We start from the raw sequence: 15,617 nt of genomic DNA on the forward strand, positions 1-15,617 counted from the left end.
GTCAATCTCGGTTCTTCATTCTCGGGTCGAGCGCATCACGAATGCCGTCGCCGAGAAAGTTGAGTGCGAAGAGGGTTGCCGCCAAGGCACCGCCGGGGAAGACCACGACCCACCAAAACACCTTGATGATCGACAACGCTTCCACGCCATCGTTGAGCAGCAGTCCCCACGAAACGTCGGGCGGCGAAACACCCAGCCCCAGGAAGGACAAAAACGCTTCGAACAGCATCACGCTGGGAATCGTCAGTGTCAGGTAGACGATCACCACACCCAGCACGTTCGGCACCAGGTGTCGAAACACGATCCTCCATGACGAAGCGCCGACGGTCCGCGCCGCTTCGATAAACTGCTCGTGACGCAGTGACATGACTTGGCCGCGGACGACACGCGACATGGTCAACCAGTAAATCGCACCAATCACGATGTAGAAGATCGTGATCTGGTCGATGCCGACCGAATCCAGTTTCTTTTTGACCGAATCTTCGCCGAGAAACGTGACCAGAAAGATGACGACGAAGATGAACGGAATGGAGTACAGCATGTCGACCAATCGCATCATCGCCGCGTCGATGTTACCGCCAAAATAGCCCGCGATCGCGCCATAGCTGACTCCGATGATCAGACTGACCAGCGTCGCCACGATGCCCACGATCAAAGAAACACGTGCGCCCCAAAAGACGCGCGCCAGCAGGTCGCGACCGAGTTTGTCGGTGCCGAACAGGCTGGGGATCGCATAGTCGCCAAAAACGGTGACGCGGATTTCTGTCATCCACCAGGCGACCGGACCGAGTTCATTCCACATCTGATTAAAGGGATGCTCCACGTCGATGCGGTCGGCGATCGTGGCTTCGATCAGCGGACGTTTTTTGGGCCCGGCCGAAGCAAGCTCGGCACGCAGCTGTTCGATCGATCGATTGAACTCCGCCAATTCGCCGGTCAGTGTTCCACCGGCAAACTTCAATCCGGGACGGCTGCCCATCACGACCGAATGGAAACCCGGCGGCAGGAATTTGCGGTTGTCCAGATCCTTGTCGATCGGACTTTGCAGTGGCAACAGCGGCGTCAACAGCGCCAGCACCGACAACGTCAGCAGGCACCACAGCGAAATCATCGCGGTGCGGTTGCGCCGCAAACGTTTCCAGGCGTCCTGCCAAAGCGACACGCCACGGATCTCGCGTGATTCGGCGAGAATGCGTTCCAAGGTTTCGCGATCCGCTTCCGATTTCACTGTAGCTTGACCCTCGGATCGATGATGGCGTAAGCGAGGTCGACCAGGGTGTTCATCACAAACAGAATCACGGTGTAGGTCAGCACCATGCCCATCGCGAGCGTGTAATCACGCTGCGTGGCGGCGTTGATGAAGTGACTTCCCATCCCCGGCAACGCAAAGATTTTTTCCAGTACCAGCGACCCCGTCAGCACCCGAGCGACGGCCGGGCCGAGATACGACACGACAGGCAACAAGGCACCGGGCAAAACGTGTCGCAGGATCACCGTGCGGTGCGGCAAGCCCTTGGCGATCGCCGTTCGAACGTGGTCCTTCGTCAGCATCTCCAACATCCCCGTGCGACTGAGCCGAGCGATGTAGGCCGCGACCGGCAAGCCCAAACAGAACGCCGGCAACGCGATCTGCTGCAGCGTTCCCCAACCGCCGGCGGGGAAAATCTGGATCATGAACACGAACAACAGAATCGCCAGACTGGCCAACACGAAATTCGGAATCGCGATCCCCAAGACCGCGGCAAACATCAACGCCACGTCCGCTTTGGTGCGGCGATAGACCGCCGAGATGACGCCGGCGGTGACGCCCAGGATGATCGCAAACGCGAGCGCGAAGATCGCCAGGGTTGCCGACACCGGAAACCCTTCGGCCAACACCTGATTGACGCTGTAATCTTCCAGCCCCATGCACCATCCCAAATCAAATCGCGTGACGATGCCGACCAGGTAATCCCAATACTGCTCCAGCGGCGGCGCGTCCAAGTTGTAGCGCGCTTTCAACTGGCGTTCGATCGCCGGTGGGATGCTCCGCTCGCCGCTGAACGGATTGCCGGGCACGCTGCGCATCAAGATGAATGAAACCGTGTAGACGGCCCACAGCGTCAGTAGCATCCAGACCGCTCGCTTGAGCAGATAGCCAATCAGATTTCGCATGCTGGAAAGTCAGTCCTTCGAGGGCGCCGTTGCGGGGTCGTCGGATCGATAGCGCAGAATCGACAGTGGGTGCAAATCCTGGGCGGACGGCGCGAACCCTACGATGTTCGTTTTGGCCATCTCGGCAGACGTGTAAAAGAAGATCGGAATGATCGGAAGGTCGGTCGCAAGGATCGTTTCCGCTTCTCGCAGTAATTCCATCCTGCGCTTCGGGTCCAACTCGCTGCTGGCGGCTTTGATCAAACGATCGTATTCCGGATTGCTCCAATTGGTGTTGCTCTGAGGATTGCCGGTGACCCAGAGGTCCAGAAACGTATTGGGGTCGGGATAGTCACCGACCCAACCATAGCGAGCGATCTCGTACTTCTCCTGTTGGATCGTCTCAATGAAACTGCCCCATTCCATGTTCTTCAGTTCCAACTTGATGTTCAAGTTGTTCTGCAGTTGTTGTTGGATCACTTCGGCGATCGGCCGATGACGTTCGCTGGTGTTGTACATCAGCGACATCTTGGGGAAACCACGTCCGCCAGGAAAACCGGCTTCGGCGAGCAATGCTTGAGCCTTTGCGACGTTCTCTTTCAGCCCTTCGGGTCCCTTGTAGCCGGCGATCCCCGGAGGCACGACGGTGTAGGCCGGTTGCTCACCCGCCTTGGTCACCTGCTCGACAATCTGACGCCGATCAATCGCCATGCTGATCGCTTGTCTGACACGGACGTCATCCAACGGCGGGACGTCGTTGTTGAGTTTGTAGAAATAGATCGACAGCTTGGGCGCACTGTGGAAATCATCGCGGTCCCTCAGTTCTTCCAAAACCGAGGCGGGCAGATCATAGACCCATTGCAGTTGCCCGGTCTCGTACATGTTCATCGCCGTGTTCTGGCTCTCCAGCGACACGAAGTCGATGGTTTCGAAAGAGACTTCATCGGCACGCCAATAGTCCGAGAATTTTTCCGCCCGGATGCGGTCACGCAATCGACGAAATTTCAATTTGTACGGACCATTGGTGACGATGTTCTCCGCCTTCGTCCAGAGCGGACTGCCGTGTGTTTCCACACAATTCCGGTTGACGGGAAACAACGGGTACCAAGCGACGAGGTTCAGGAAATAGGGCACCGAATGGTTCAAGTGAACGACAAAGGTCTGGTCATCGATGGCTTGGGCGCCGCCAAAGTGCTTGAAGTCGACCAGCACCGCGTGCATCCGCTGGATGGTTTCATCACCTGCGGCCACCTCCGCCGAGACGGCGAAACGCTGTAACGTCGTCTCGCCCTCGTCATCGCCAGCTGTGCCCGGATCGGTCACTTCGACTTCGTAAATCCAGCGGTCTTCCCAATCGAGCTGTGCCTGTTCGCGCTGTTCTTCCGTCGCGTTGTCACCCAACTCCGGGGCGTCGGGTTTGACGATGCCGCGCAGTGTTCCGTACTTCATCGTCCCGCGTGGAAAATGCTGGACGTTGGCTTCGCTGGTCGGCGTCTCACCGGGGCGATCCCAAAGTTCAACTTCGACGCGGTCACCGATCTCGACGACCGAGCTGTTGTACTCCGTCGCCAAGCGGACTTCGCTGATCAGATAGGCGTATTCGCAAGCCGTCGCCGGGTGCAACATCCGCTGCCAAGACCAGGCGAAATCATGAGCGGTGATCGGAGTGCCGTCGGTCCAACGGATCCCGTCGCGAAGCGTGAACGTGTAGGTCTTGCCGTCTTCGGAAACCTCATAACGCTCCGCCATCGCCGGCTGGGGGGTCAGCGACTGCAATCCCGTCTCCGGGTCAGGGTCGCCCTCGGGCAGCATCCGCAACAAACCTTCAAACAGCTCGAAAATAATTCGGCCTTCCGGCTGACCGGTCGCACGGTGGGGGTCCAGCGTACTCGGATCGGTGCCGTTTTGAAATGCGAAGTCGGCCGGCGGAATATGGTCCATTCGCGCGGCCCAGATCACTGCGGCGATAGCGAACAGGCCCGCAACGATCACGAATCCGCGGCGAACTTCCGGGGGCACGAGCGTGTCTCTTGTAGGTAAAGGACTGGCGAGTGAAGTGGACCTCGGCAGTTTAGCGGGTTTGGTAAGTTTGATGCGAGGGCGAAACTCCTGGTGTTCAAACTCGCCGCGCACGAGGCGACCTAGCGACGCGATGAGCGCCCCTGTGAAGCGTCTACTCCCTGCGTTTACGAGGTGTTAGCGGCAGGGCGCAAGCCCTCCGGTCCCTCATCGTTCCCGAAACACCGGAGGGCTCACGCCCTGCCGCTAAAGAATGCTTCACAGCGTTGCCCTGTGGGGCAACGCCTCTTGATGGATGTCTTCAGTGGGAGTGCACTGGCAAGCTGGAAGCTTGGAGATTCGCAAGCTGGAAGCTTACGCCACTTCAGCTGGATGACATCAGGAGCTGCAGGACAGCATCGAGCATCCCGCTCGGTGCCGCGCCCACTCGGGACGTTTTTCGGCGTAGGCTTCTCGACCGGGCTGTTCGTCGTAGGGGTGACGAAGCACCTCCAGCAATTCGGCGATCCCGGAATGGTCTCCCTGCTCGCTGCGATCGATGGCCAATTGAGCCAAATAGTTGCGGAGCACATACAGCGGGTTGATGCGATTCATTCGCTCGCGACGTTTTTCATCCGACACGCCGGCGGCGGCGAGCCGGGCTTGGTAACGGGCGAACCAGTCCGCCGTCGCGGTGCGGACGTCGGCGTTGATTTCTTCAGGCTTGTAGTACGCTTCGTGCAACAGGTCGCACACCGATTCGGCATCCACGTCGTTCGGCACGTCGGCCAGCCGTCGGTAGAACAACGTCATGTCGGTCTCGGCCAGTTGCAGGACGTCAAACAGTTCCGAGAACAGACGCTGATCTTGTTCGCCGCGAAACTTGTCCAGGCCAAGCTTGGCCGACATCATCGAATTCCATCCGTCGTCAAACGTTTCGACATATAGATGCAATCCTTTCTGCAGCACGTCGACATCCTGATCGACCAGCGGCAACAACGATCCGGCGAACTGTGCCAAGTTCCATTGGGCGACCTGGGGTTGATGCCCATAGCGATAACGTCGCCCCTGGGCATCGGTCGTGTTCGGCGTCCATCCCGGGTCGTAATCTTCCAGCCAACCGTAGGGGCCATAGTCGATCGTCAGCCCTAGGATCGAAAGGTTGTCGGTATTCATGACGCCGTGGACAAAACCGACACGCATCCAGTGCACCATCAACTCGGCCGTCCGCTGACAGACTTCGGCGAAGAATTCCGCGTAAACCTCCGGTGAAGGCTTGCCCAGGTGGGGGAAGTCGTGCCGGATCGTGAAGTCAGCCAGTTGGCGCAACGTGTCGACGTCGTCGTGGCTGGCGAAGATCTGAAAACTGCCCAGTCGCACGAACGACGGCGCGACGCGACAAACGATCGCCCCGGGCTCCTGCTTGGGATTGCCGTCGTAAAACATATCGCGGGTCACCGCGTCACCGGTCAGCACCAAACTGAGCGCTCGCGTCGTCGGCACGCCCAAGTGGTGCATCGCTTCGCTGCAAAGAAACTCGCGGACACTGCTGCGCAAGACCGCCAGACCATCGGCGAATCGGGAATACGGCGTCGGCCCGGCACCCTTGAGCTGCAGCGTTTGGTGTCGCCCGTGCACGTCGACGACTTCGCCAAGATTGATCGCACGACCGTCCCCGAGTTGACCGGCCCAATTTCCGAATTGATGACCGCCGTAACACATCGCAAACGGGTCCATCGCCGGATGAACCGCATTGCCACTCATGACATCGGCGAACTGCTGTGACTGCAACAGCTCGGGCGTGATCCCCAACTGCTCGGCGACCTCGCGTGAATGCGCGATCAATCGCGGCGCCGCCACGGTTTTCGGGACGACCCGGGAATAACATGCCCCGCGGACCTGCCGGATCTGATTGGTCTCATCCGGATCGGCCGGCAAGTGCCGCGTGAAGCGGTTGTCGAACGTGAGCGTTTCCCAGGCATCGATCCATTCTTGTTGTGACATACCCGTATTTTAGGGACACGGGCAAGTTTCGGGAGTGGAGGGGTGGGAGGGCAGAAAAATGATGGGCAAAAAAGGGCGCCGGACAGGCAGCTCAAAATCCGAGGATTTTTTCGAGCCCCGAATTGATTTGCTCCATTCCCGAACCGAGTTGTTTCTGGAGCAAGCTATCGAGTCGGTTTTGAATCACTTCGGCGCCGGCCTTGGTGCCCAATTCGGCCATCACGTTGCGAACGGCAGAATCGTCCAGCTTGGGGCGATCAAGCGTTCCGGTGATGGGAAAGGTCAACGTTTGACCGGCCAGGCCCTTGAGATCGCTGCCGAGCCAACGGGCGTCCAGCGGGACTTGGGCCACCAGGTTGATGCTGGAATCGGTAGCGACCCGTCCGCTGGTCATCAGATTCGCGCGATCGATCTTGAAATACATTCGCTGGTGGGTGGCGACCCCATGTTCGAAACTGAACTCGACGCTTTGGGGCGGCATCTCGATCAGCGTCTTGGCACTGGCCGGTTCGACTTGTCCGCCGGCCATCCGCGCGAGTGATTTGATTTGCTCGACGCCTTGGATCAATTGGTTCGCCAGCGGCCCGGATGACAGTCGCATGTCTTGCACGTCGAGCCGGCCGCGAACCACGCTGGCGTAGGGGTCATCGACGTTCAACGCCACTTCGTCGAACTCGGCCGCGATGTTACCATCAATCGTTGTCGCATTGGCCGCCAGCGGAGCGAGGTATTTGAGCCAACCGGCGGCCGTCGACGGCGTGATCTTCAACGTCTTGATTTTGGCCCCTGGCGACAATCGCACCATCATCGGGCTGGCCATGTAATCGACCTGTGCCGCCAGATCGACTTGACCAACCTCTGCCGCAGTCGCGCCCGAGGTCGGACCGAGCGATAGAACCGGGAACGAAGTGCGAGCGATCTTGAGGGATTGATCGGTCATCTGGAATGGCAACTTGGTTCGTCCGATGCGAAGGTTGGCGACCTCGCACTGGTCCCATCCGAGTTCTCCCTTGACGACCAGCGTCACATGGTTGCCGGTCGACGATTGCCCCGTTGCCGAGGTCCACTTGAATTCAAACGGTGCTTCGTGGATCCCGCTCGCTTGGATCGGCGTCCCCAACAGATTGGAGAGCCGCGCGGCGACGACATCCATTTTCCATCGCGAAGGGCCGGACAACCGTACCGCCAACGATTCGCCCGCGGTTTGCACTTCGCCGACCATGGTGCCGGCGAACCCGTCGCTGGCCAGTTGCAATCCGGGCAGAGTGACGATGCCGCTGTCGGTGTTGTATTGCATCCGCCCCTCGACCTTCACGCGTGGTTCCTGCCAAATCAGGTCGCCCGTCGTAGTCTGTTGGGCATTTCCGAAACCTTGCCCGAACGTCGGTCGTGGGCTTGGGCCATACGCTCCCGCGGGAGTCCCCGGCGGATAGTTGCGTTGATCCGACGGAGCGTGAAGGGCGACATTGGATGCCGAGGCCGACGCGTCGATGTTCCACTTCACCGGTCCGCCGGTGATGTTCAGTTTGCCGCTGGACAGTCCGCTGATCTGATAGGCATGCTCTTGCACCGGCCGGTAACTGATCGGTCGAACGACATTGGTCGACGCCGCGCGTGCAATCGTCGAACCGACGCTCTCTTGCAACCGTTTTAAGTCTGCGTTCCAAGCGACGTCCAAGTTCGTTTTCTCACGACTGGCAACACCGCGGACCGCCAGCGACAGCGCTTCGCCACGGACCGTCAACTCTTGCGACGAAAAGTTCCCACTGGGCCAATCGAGCACGCCGTCGAAATTGACCGTCACACTTTGCTGGACGTACCATTGGCTGTCGTAATTGATGCGTGGCTGGCTGACGACAAATTCGGCTTTTGAAAGCGAGCCACCCGATCGACTGACGTTGGCGATCGCCGATCCGGTCAACCGACCTTCGGCGCTGCGGAGCGACTCGGGCAACCAAGGTCGCAACGATTCACTGAGGTTCTCCAACCGGCCATCGCACTCCAACCGAACCGGATAGATCGAATCCGGCGTCGGTCGCGACACGGGTTTCATCAGTTCGGCTCGTAAGGAAACACCGCCGCTGCGAATCCCCACGTCGGCGGACATCAGTTGCTGGAGCGTTCGCCCGTCCCATTGGCCCTTGGCCGCGACGTCACCCTGCACGATGGCGCGTTTGAAACGGTGCCCGCTGGGCAAGGTGACCAGTAAGTTTTTCGCCTCGCCGTTGCCCAACAGATCCCACTGATCGGTTCGACCACCTTCAGATCGATTGACTGTCCATCGCACCTGGCCTCCGGCGGTCCCGCCCAGCGAAAGGTCCGACAGATCGATCACCGGTCGCAGCATAGTGTAAAGACGGCCGAAATCGATCTGCAATTCTGCGGTACCGTCTTGAAGCGTGCCGGCACCGGATGCTTCGGCAAACGAACTCTTCACGTCGAATCGTTCGGCGCGCAGCACGCCTTCATCATCGGTCACCGTGGCCGTTAATTCGATCGGGTCGATCATGACAATCCGTCCATCGGCCCGGGCCCGCAAGGATTCGCTCGAAAGCGTCAAATGGCTGCGTTGACTCGCCGATTGTCCCGGCGCTGACGAACTGGCGGGCCGGTTTTCGATGATGCCGTGCGCCCGCCCCGACACCAACGTGACGTTGTCGCGTAACGGGATTAGCCCCGGTAACGCTCGATCGAGAGACGCCAGATCCACGTCGACGCGTGCCTTGCCATCCAACGCCTGCAGCCAACTGAGCGGATTGTCGTCCGAGCCGACCAATGAGATCGTGGTCGGGAACGAACCGTTCAGTGTGGCCGATGCGAAATCAGTCGTCAGCTCAAGCCCGCGGCCCCGCAGCCAGCCGCCGGCGAGCGCGACGTTTCCGTCCAGGGTCGCGAGTTCATTGTTCCATTGTCGGACTTGGCCGGTTTGTGTTCGAACCGCCTGGGGCTGACCATCAGATGCTTGCCCACCGCCGGACGACACGATGGTCTGCAGATTGCGAATCCGCACGTCACCCAAGCTGGCCTGGATCGCCCCGTCGGCAGCACCGACCAGTTGCAACCGGCCGGTCGTGTCGCCGGAAAATTTTTGCGGCAATCCGTCGATCGCCCCCGCAAAGCGAAGCGCAACGAGGTTGGCGACCGACAGCGGAAACGACTCGGTCTCAAACGACACCTTCCACAACTCGGCCGACTCGGCTTGCCAGACAAACTGGCTTTGGATCGCTCCGCCGCTGCCGCCGGGTTCGTTGACCACCCCGGCGATCTCACCGGTGATCCGCACTCCCTCAATGCTTACACTGACATTCGATTGGCTCAGCGACCAAGACTCGCCCGACGTCGAATCGGTGGCGGTCGCGCCAAAATCTTGGATCTGGATCGATGCAGAGACCAGGGATTCCGGCTGGTCGCTCGGTTCCAACAAGGGGGCCAAATCCGATTCGATCGACGAACCGCCTTCGGCCACGCTACACGCCAACCCCACGCCTCGCAGCGACACTTCACCGACCGCCGCCGGATCCAATCCCAGCAGTTCCATCACCGTCAACGCGGTGTCGGCGCGGTCGATTTGGATCACCGTTTCGCCCGATGGGCCGACCAGCTTGAGCCCACGGATCGATAGCGGAGTGATCCAGCCGACGTCGATCGAGTCGGCCGAGGCGGTCCAGCCGTAGGCCTGTGCCTTCGAGGCAAGCATGGACCGGGCGACGCCGGTGTGGCTGACCAAACTGGGAGCCGCGAGCGCCAACAGGGCGAGAAATCCGAGTGCCAGCAGCAGCATTCGGTAGTAGCGTCGGGAGCGATTGGAACGTCGTCGCCGCGTGGCATCGAGCTGAGAACGCTCGAGATCATCTAGCAAATAGTCGTCTCTCACCACGATCACATCCTTGTGCCTGCGCACAGAAATCCCTTCACCTGAAAAGCGCTGCGGACGAGAGTACGCCAAAACGCCCCCGCGGCGCAAGATCAATCTGGACCGCCCGGCGAATCAGCGACAGGAGAACTGGAGCATTGGGTCAAAACATTGGGTGGTCAAAAAATGAAAACCCGAGCCGGCGCCATCCCTTTGACCACCCCATTTTTTGACCACCCCATTTTTTGACCAATCAATTTTTTGACCACGTCCTTTCTAGGCTGCATCCCTTGCCGCTAGTTTTGCTCCGACTTGGGGTTCTCGGCCTGCGGCTTTTCATCCTTAGAAGGCGTCGCGTCCGCTGCCTCCTTCACCTCCGGCTTCGCTGCCTCCTTTACCTCCGGTTTCGCTGCCTCCTTCACCTCCGGTTTTGCCGAAGGCTTCGCGTCGGCCTTTTCCGCTGGCTTTGGACCCGGCTTGGCGGCGTCTTTTTTCTCAGCCTTCTCAGCGGGCGCCGCCTCCTCAGCCGGTTCAGCGGCCGGTTCCTCAGGCTTCGGCTTTTCGTTCCACTCCAGCTTGGCCGCTTCTTGACGTTCCTTTTTGGAGGCGATGACGGGGAAATCGACCGTGGTGATGCCGCGGTCGACGATCCAAATGTTCCGGAAACGGACGGGGTCGCCGTGATCTTGGATGTTGATCGGTGACAACGTCGGTTCTTCGGGTTTGCCGGCACCGGTCTTAGTAGCCAGTTCGACGTCATCTTGCACCTTGACGCCGTTGACCCAACTGGTCACGCGTGCGTTGCGGATCTTGCTGCCGTCGGCGGCCCAGCGTGGTGCGGTGAAATGGACGTCATAGGTTTGCCAGACCAACGGCGGCAGTGCCATGTTCACGTCGGGGGCTTTCATGCGGTACAGAGCCCCGAGGCCGTTGTACATCTTTTCGGTTCCGAACGAATCGAGTACCTGGCACTCGTAGCGGCTCTGCAGGTACAGGCCACTATTGCCGCGCTGTTGGCCTTCGGCTTGTGGCATGTAGGGCAAACGAAATTCGACGTGCAGGTCAAAATCTTGGAACATCGGCGAGATCATCGCGCCTTGCTTGAGCAATCCGTCGTCGGTCATCTCGGCTTTGACGAAGTGGTCGACGCTGGTGCCATCGAACAAGACAGTGGCACCCTCGGGAGCTTTGGCACCGAGCGTGGGGCTGACACGGTGAACGCGTTTGAGTCGTCCGAGCAACTTGCCGCTGGAACTGACCAGATTGCAGCCCTTGGGGTCGACGAAGATTGCCCAGGGTCCACCGGAAAGCACCAGGCTGTCGTTACCCCGAAGCCCGATCAGCCGCATCTCTTCGCTTTGGTGGTTAGGCTCACCGGGCAGCCCGCCGTAAAACGCGATCGCATGGAATTGGTCTCCCGCGACCGGGCGGATTTGCAACGCCACGCTTTGTTTCTTTTTCTTTTCGCCTTTGACCCCGATCTGGCCGACGAACTCACCCATCAACGGATAATTCGGTTCCTTTTCCGGCGGCACTGTGTAGGCCGGCCCTTTGCCAGGGATGACGGTCGGTTTCTGGGCGAAACTGGCGGCGGGAATCAGCAACATCGCAGCGGCGAGCAACGCCGCTGCGGAATGGAATCCGAACTTGTTCAGGTGCAGTGACATGGGGGGCAATAGGCCAAAAGCGTGGAACCGAGGCGGGGAGATCTGCAGCGAGTCGCGTGAGCCATCCGAATCCGATTCGATCTCGAACGGCCGGCTCGCAGCACAAGAGTCTAATTCGCGCGGTACGCAGGCACCACGTTGAGCCCAAAAATTCGTCGCAGGGGGGGCACGCCGAGCGGGTGAACGCGTGTGCCGGGCGTCGCACCGCAGGGTAAATGGAGATGGAGACGGATTCGATGTGATCCGGCAATACACGGCCCCGCCCGGCTCATGTTAAACTGTCGCGTGTCACGTTCGTTTCCTAACCGCCCAGTTGTCCCTCGAGTTGTGACGGATGAGTGAAGCTGCCCGATATCTCCCGCACTACACCGTCTTGGATTACCGTCTTTGGGAGGGCGACTGGGAATTATGGCACGGAACCGCCGTCGCGATGACGCCCAGCCCGTTCGGCCGGCACGGTGGACTGCTCGTCAAACTTTGTACGGCGCTGACGATCGCAATCGATCAAGCCCAGTGCAATGCCTGCGTGCTCGCTGAGATCGACTGGATCATCTCGGACGATACGATTGTCCGCCCCGATGCGAGCGTCCTTTGCGGAGAACCTCCCGACGGACACATTGAATCGACGCCGGCGATGATCGTTGAAGTGTTGTCCGACTCCACGCGAGACCGCGACACCAATCAGAAGCGATCGCTGTATCAACAGAATGACGTTCCCTGGTATCTGATCGCCGACCCAAACGATTCCTCGGTCCAACTGCTTCGGCTCAGCGACCGGGGCGAATACGAATCCGTTCCCGTCGCTCAACACGTCCAACTCTCGATCTGCGACCACTGTCAACTGGTCGTGGACTTCGGCTGGCTGTCGCGCTGAGAACGGTGTTCGGTTCAAATCAGGGACCCAACACTCTTTTTCACGCAGATTTGTCTGCGATGATCTGAGCGGCTACCATCAGGGACATCCTCGTACGATTTCCCCTGCCTTCGCACCTCTCCGGATCCGCCGATGCTCGCGTCCCCACCGAATCGATTTCCTCGCTGGCGTTCCTCTCTGGCATTGATTTTGTCGCTCTGCGCTGTCATCGGCGTGACCGCCGTCGCCTCCGCGGCCGAGTCTCAGCGGCCCAACATCGTGTTCATCTTTACCGATGACCACTGCACCCAAGCCCTCAGCGCCTACGACCCGACGCGGATCACGACACCCAACATGGATCGTATCGCCCGCGAGGGCATGCGGTTTGACCGCTGCTATGTGACCAACGGAATCTGTGGCCCCAGCCGAGCCGTCATTCAGACCGGCAAGTACAGCCACTTGAACGGCTTCATCCGCAACGGAAATAAATTCAACGGCGACCAGCAAACGTTCCCCAAACTGCTGCGGGAGGCGGGCTACCAGACCGCCGTGATCGGCAAGTGGCACCTGGCGACCACGCCCCAAGGGTATGACTACTACGACGTCTTGAAAGGCCAAGGCCCGTACTACAACCCGCCGATGATCACCGAAGGTCCCGACGGACAACCGGTCACGCGACCGCATACCGGATACACCACCGAAATCATCACCGACAAAACGCTCGCCTGGCTGAAGCAGGATCGCGATCCCGACAAGCCGTTCATGGTGATGTACCAACACAAGGCGCCTCACCGAAATTGGAGACCGGCGCCCAAGTACTTGACCTGGCTGGACGACGTGACGATTCCCGAACCGGAAACCTTGTGGGACGACTACCAGGGCCGCACCCAATCGGCCAGCCGTCAGACGATGACGATCAAGACCCACTTGAACGCCAACGACCTGAAGTTGTCCGGATACGGCAACATGAACGACCAACAGAAGATCGCATGGGACGCCGCCTACGGCCCCAAGAACAAGGCGTTCGAAGCCGCCAAAGACTCGATGACCGAAGAAGAGATCATCAAGTGGAAGTACCAGCGTTACGTGAAAGATTACCTGCGCTGCGTCAAAAGCGTCGACGACGGCATCGGCCAAGTGCTCGATTACCTGGACGAAAGCGGACTGGCCGAAAACACCGTCGTGATCTATTCCTCCGACCAAGGCTGGTATCTGGGAGAACACGGTTGGTTTGACAAACGTTGGATGTACGAAGAATCGCTTCGCACACCACTCTTGGCACGCTGGCCCGGCAAGATCGCGCCGGGATCGACCAACAACGACATCACTTCGAATTTGGACTTCGCCGAAACATTCTTGGACCTGGCCGGTGTGGACGTGCCCAGCGACATGCAAGGCCGATCACTCGTGCCGCTGTTCCAAGGCAACACGCCGGATGATTGGCGCAAGGTTTTCTACTATCACTATTACGAGAACCCCGGAGCCCACAACGTCGCGCGTCATTACGGCGTCACGGACGGACGGCACAAATTGATTCACTACTATGCACTCGAAGGCAAGAAGATCGACGATTGGGAATTGTTCGATCTGAAAGCCGATCCGAACGAACTGCAAAGCGTGTACGGAAGCACCGACTACGCCGATGTCCAAAAGCGGCTGATGAAACAGCTGGCCGCGGCCAGGGAACAGTTCGGCGTTCCCGAAGATTCGGATCCAGGCACAGCCCGCAACCGCCAACCGAGGAACCAGGCGAAAAAGAAGAAGTAGTGATCTGCGCCGGTTCGCTCTGTCGGCAAAGTCTTTGAGCAAAAAAGCCTATCATCGTCGCGACGACGGCGATGATTTGGCGCCGCAGCGAGTCCCTAAGTGTGACAACAAACGTCACCGCTTCTTAACGCCGAGAATCCAATCCACGATCTCAGCAAAAAAGATGAATGGAGACAGCAGCAAGAACAGGAGTGCAGTCGAGCCGAGATGACCCCATGATCTCCAGACGATGTAGATCAATACCGCAGAGTAGCTGGTGAATTTCAAAAGCCCGCGGATCGAGAACTGCGGCTTGGATGACGATGGATGCTCCGTCGGTGATTCTTCGCTCATACACATTGAACCCATCGCCCCCGGACGGCGTCGTAGCGAGTGAACATCCACTTCATCAACCACGCCCCATCGACTCGTTGTCCATCCTCAAATCACTCGCGGTGTGATTGCGTACGACCCAATCCAAACACGCTGTTGCGACCGATGACGAGAAAAGCATCGAGTTGTGTGTATCAAACGTAACCAGCGATTCTTCAAGATCGCCGTGACGGGTGCAAGACAGTGGCACTGAAAAGTCGAAACGCCCAGCGACAGTCATCATAGGGCACGCAGTCAGGTTTGGTAGTTGAAATCCCGACGCAGCAGTGAGCGCCCGATGATCTAGCAAGGGGGCGAATGGCCAACGCAGGAATCGAGGAAGGAGACGCGTAGAGGGGATCGTGGAGAAGGGCGGAGCCAGCATGACGATTGGCCCGTTCCATTTGGCCTCGTGGACCGCGAGCCAGGTCGCAACACATCCGAGGCTATGAGCGACGATCGCATCAGGTGGTTGTTCTCGCAGATTTAACGACAGTTTCGCAACGATGTCCTCGAGCGACAGCCCAACACTTGGATAGCGAAACAACGTTGCGTGAGATGAATCACTGGAAAGACGACTGATAAGCGGTCGAAAAAAAAACGACGCCACGGCAAAACCATGGACAACTCGAAGCGATATTTTGGACAAGGTTTCTGATCGGCGAACATCCACCGCTCAACGCAGCTCAGCGAACGAAATTGTGTATTCGATGGACGCCGACCCCGTGCCTGCGAGTGCAACGGATGGTCCGCACGTCCGGCCGCGACGACAGCCCGTGCCATCGCCGCTGATGGTCAATGTAACCGATCGACAGGCGTCAGTCTGTCTTCGCAGGCCGAATCCACCACGCACCGACCCCACTCTACGACCCCGGACGGGCAACGCTGTGAATCATTTACTTCCTGCGTTTGACGAGGTGTTAGCGGCAGGGCGCAAGCCTGGGCTGCTAAAAGTTCGGGGTTGACGACCTTATTCCTTTGCGCGGATTTC

The 15,617-nt window shown here is 59.1% G+C and carries 10 protein-coding genes; 2 read left to right on the forward strand and 8 right to left on the reverse strand.

Annotation, left to right across the window (positions count from 1 at the left end; genetic code table 11):
* Position 1: 1 nt before the first annotated feature.
* The 6 genes from TBK1r_RS34725 to TBK1r_RS34750 form a co-directional block, all read right to left on the reverse strand.
* Positions 2-1,228: an ABC transporter permease gene (locus TBK1r_RS34725; RefSeq protein WP_145220421.1), complete on the reverse strand. Its 1,227-nt coding sequence runs from the start codon at positions 1,226-1,228 to the stop codon at positions 2-4.
* On the reverse strand, positions 1,225-2,154 hold the full coding sequence (locus tag TBK1r_RS34730) for an ABC transporter permease (RefSeq protein WP_145220423.1): 930 nt from the start codon (positions 2,152-2,154) through the stop codon (positions 1,225-1,227). The genes TBK1r_RS34725 and TBK1r_RS34730 overlap by 4 nt, the downstream gene beginning before the upstream one ends.
* A 9-nt stretch (positions 2,155-2,163) precedes the next feature.
* Positions 2,164-4,152, reverse strand: a complete 1,989-nt coding sequence (locus tag TBK1r_RS34735) for a peptide ABC transporter substrate-binding protein (RefSeq protein WP_419580691.1) — start codon at positions 4,150-4,152, stop codon at positions 2,164-2,166.
* A 378-nt stretch (positions 4,153-4,530) separates the two neighbouring features.
* Complete coding sequence (locus TBK1r_RS34740; RefSeq protein ID WP_145220425.1) at positions 4,531-6,135, reverse strand: protein adenylyltransferase SelO; 1,605 nt, start codon at positions 6,133-6,135, stop codon at positions 4,531-4,533.
* A gap of 91 nt (positions 6,136-6,226) precedes the next feature.
* Positions 6,227-10,009 (reverse strand): translocation/assembly module TamB domain-containing protein, encoded by a 3,783-nt coding sequence (locus TBK1r_RS34745; protein ID WP_145220427.1) that lies wholly within the window; start codon positions 10,007-10,009, stop codon positions 6,227-6,229.
* A 275-nt stretch (positions 10,010-10,284) separates the two neighbouring features.
* Positions 10,285-11,655 carry a 3-keto-disaccharide hydrolase gene (locus TBK1r_RS34750; protein ID WP_419580692.1) on the reverse strand — a complete coding sequence of 457 codons (1,371 nt, stop codon included), beginning with the start codon at positions 11,653-11,655 and terminating at the stop codon, positions 10,285-10,287.
* A gap of 334 nt (positions 11,656-11,989) precedes the next feature.
* Between TBK1r_RS34750 and TBK1r_RS34755 the strand changes: the two genes are divergently transcribed.
* Positions 11,990-12,529, forward strand: coding sequence for a Uma2 family endonuclease (locus tag TBK1r_RS34755; RefSeq protein WP_145220429.1), 540 nt, complete (start codon positions 11,990-11,992; stop codon positions 12,527-12,529).
* 132 nt (positions 12,530-12,661) lie between these two features.
* Positions 12,662-14,275, forward strand: coding sequence for a sulfatase family protein (locus TBK1r_RS34760; protein WP_145220432.1), 1,614 nt, complete (start codon positions 12,662-12,664; stop codon positions 14,273-14,275).
* Positions 14,276-14,389: 114 nt separating this feature from the next.
* On the opposite strand, the gene TBK1r_RS34765 is transcribed toward TBK1r_RS34760, so the two are convergent.
* Positions 14,390-14,608 (reverse strand): hypothetical protein, encoded by a 219-nt coding sequence (locus tag TBK1r_RS34765; RefSeq protein WP_145220433.1) that lies wholly within the window; start codon positions 14,606-14,608, stop codon positions 14,390-14,392.
* A gap of 55 nt (positions 14,609-14,663) precedes the next feature.
* Entirely contained in the window at positions 14,664-15,299 is a 636-nt protein-coding gene (locus tag TBK1r_RS34770; protein ID WP_145220435.1) for an alpha/beta fold hydrolase, read from the reverse strand.
* Between the last annotated feature and the right edge of the window lie 318 nt (positions 15,300-15,617).

This window comes from Stieleria magnilauensis (assembly GCA_007753675.1).
GTDB lineage: Bacteria > Planctomycetota > Planctomycetia > Pirellulales > Pirellulaceae > Stieleria > Stieleria magnilauensis.

Excerpts from the sequence above, each read along its gene's own strand:
- TBK1r_RS34730 (WP_145220423.1), bottom strand. The coding sequence starts at position 2,154 with ATGCGAAATCTGATTGGCTATCTGCTCAAGCGAGCGGTCTGGATGCTA.
- TBK1r_RS34740 (WP_145220425.1), bottom strand. The coding sequence starts at position 6,135 with ATGTCACAACAAGAATGGATCGATGCCTGGGAAACGCTCACGTTCGAC.
- TBK1r_RS34750 (WP_419580692.1), bottom strand. The coding sequence starts at position 11,655 with ATGTCACTGCACCTGAACAAGTTCGGATTCCATTCCGCAGCGGCGTTG.
- TBK1r_RS34755 (WP_145220429.1), top strand. The coding sequence starts at position 11,990 with ATGAGTGAAGCTGCCCGATATCTCCCGCACTACACCGTCTTGGATTAC.
- TBK1r_RS34760 (WP_145220432.1), top strand. The coding sequence starts at position 12,662 with ATGCTCGCGTCCCCACCGAATCGATTTCCTCGCTGGCGTTCCTCTCTG.
- TBK1r_RS34765 (WP_145220433.1), bottom strand. The coding sequence starts at position 14,608 with ATGAGCGAAGAATCACCGACGGAGCATCCATCGTCATCCAAGCCGCAG.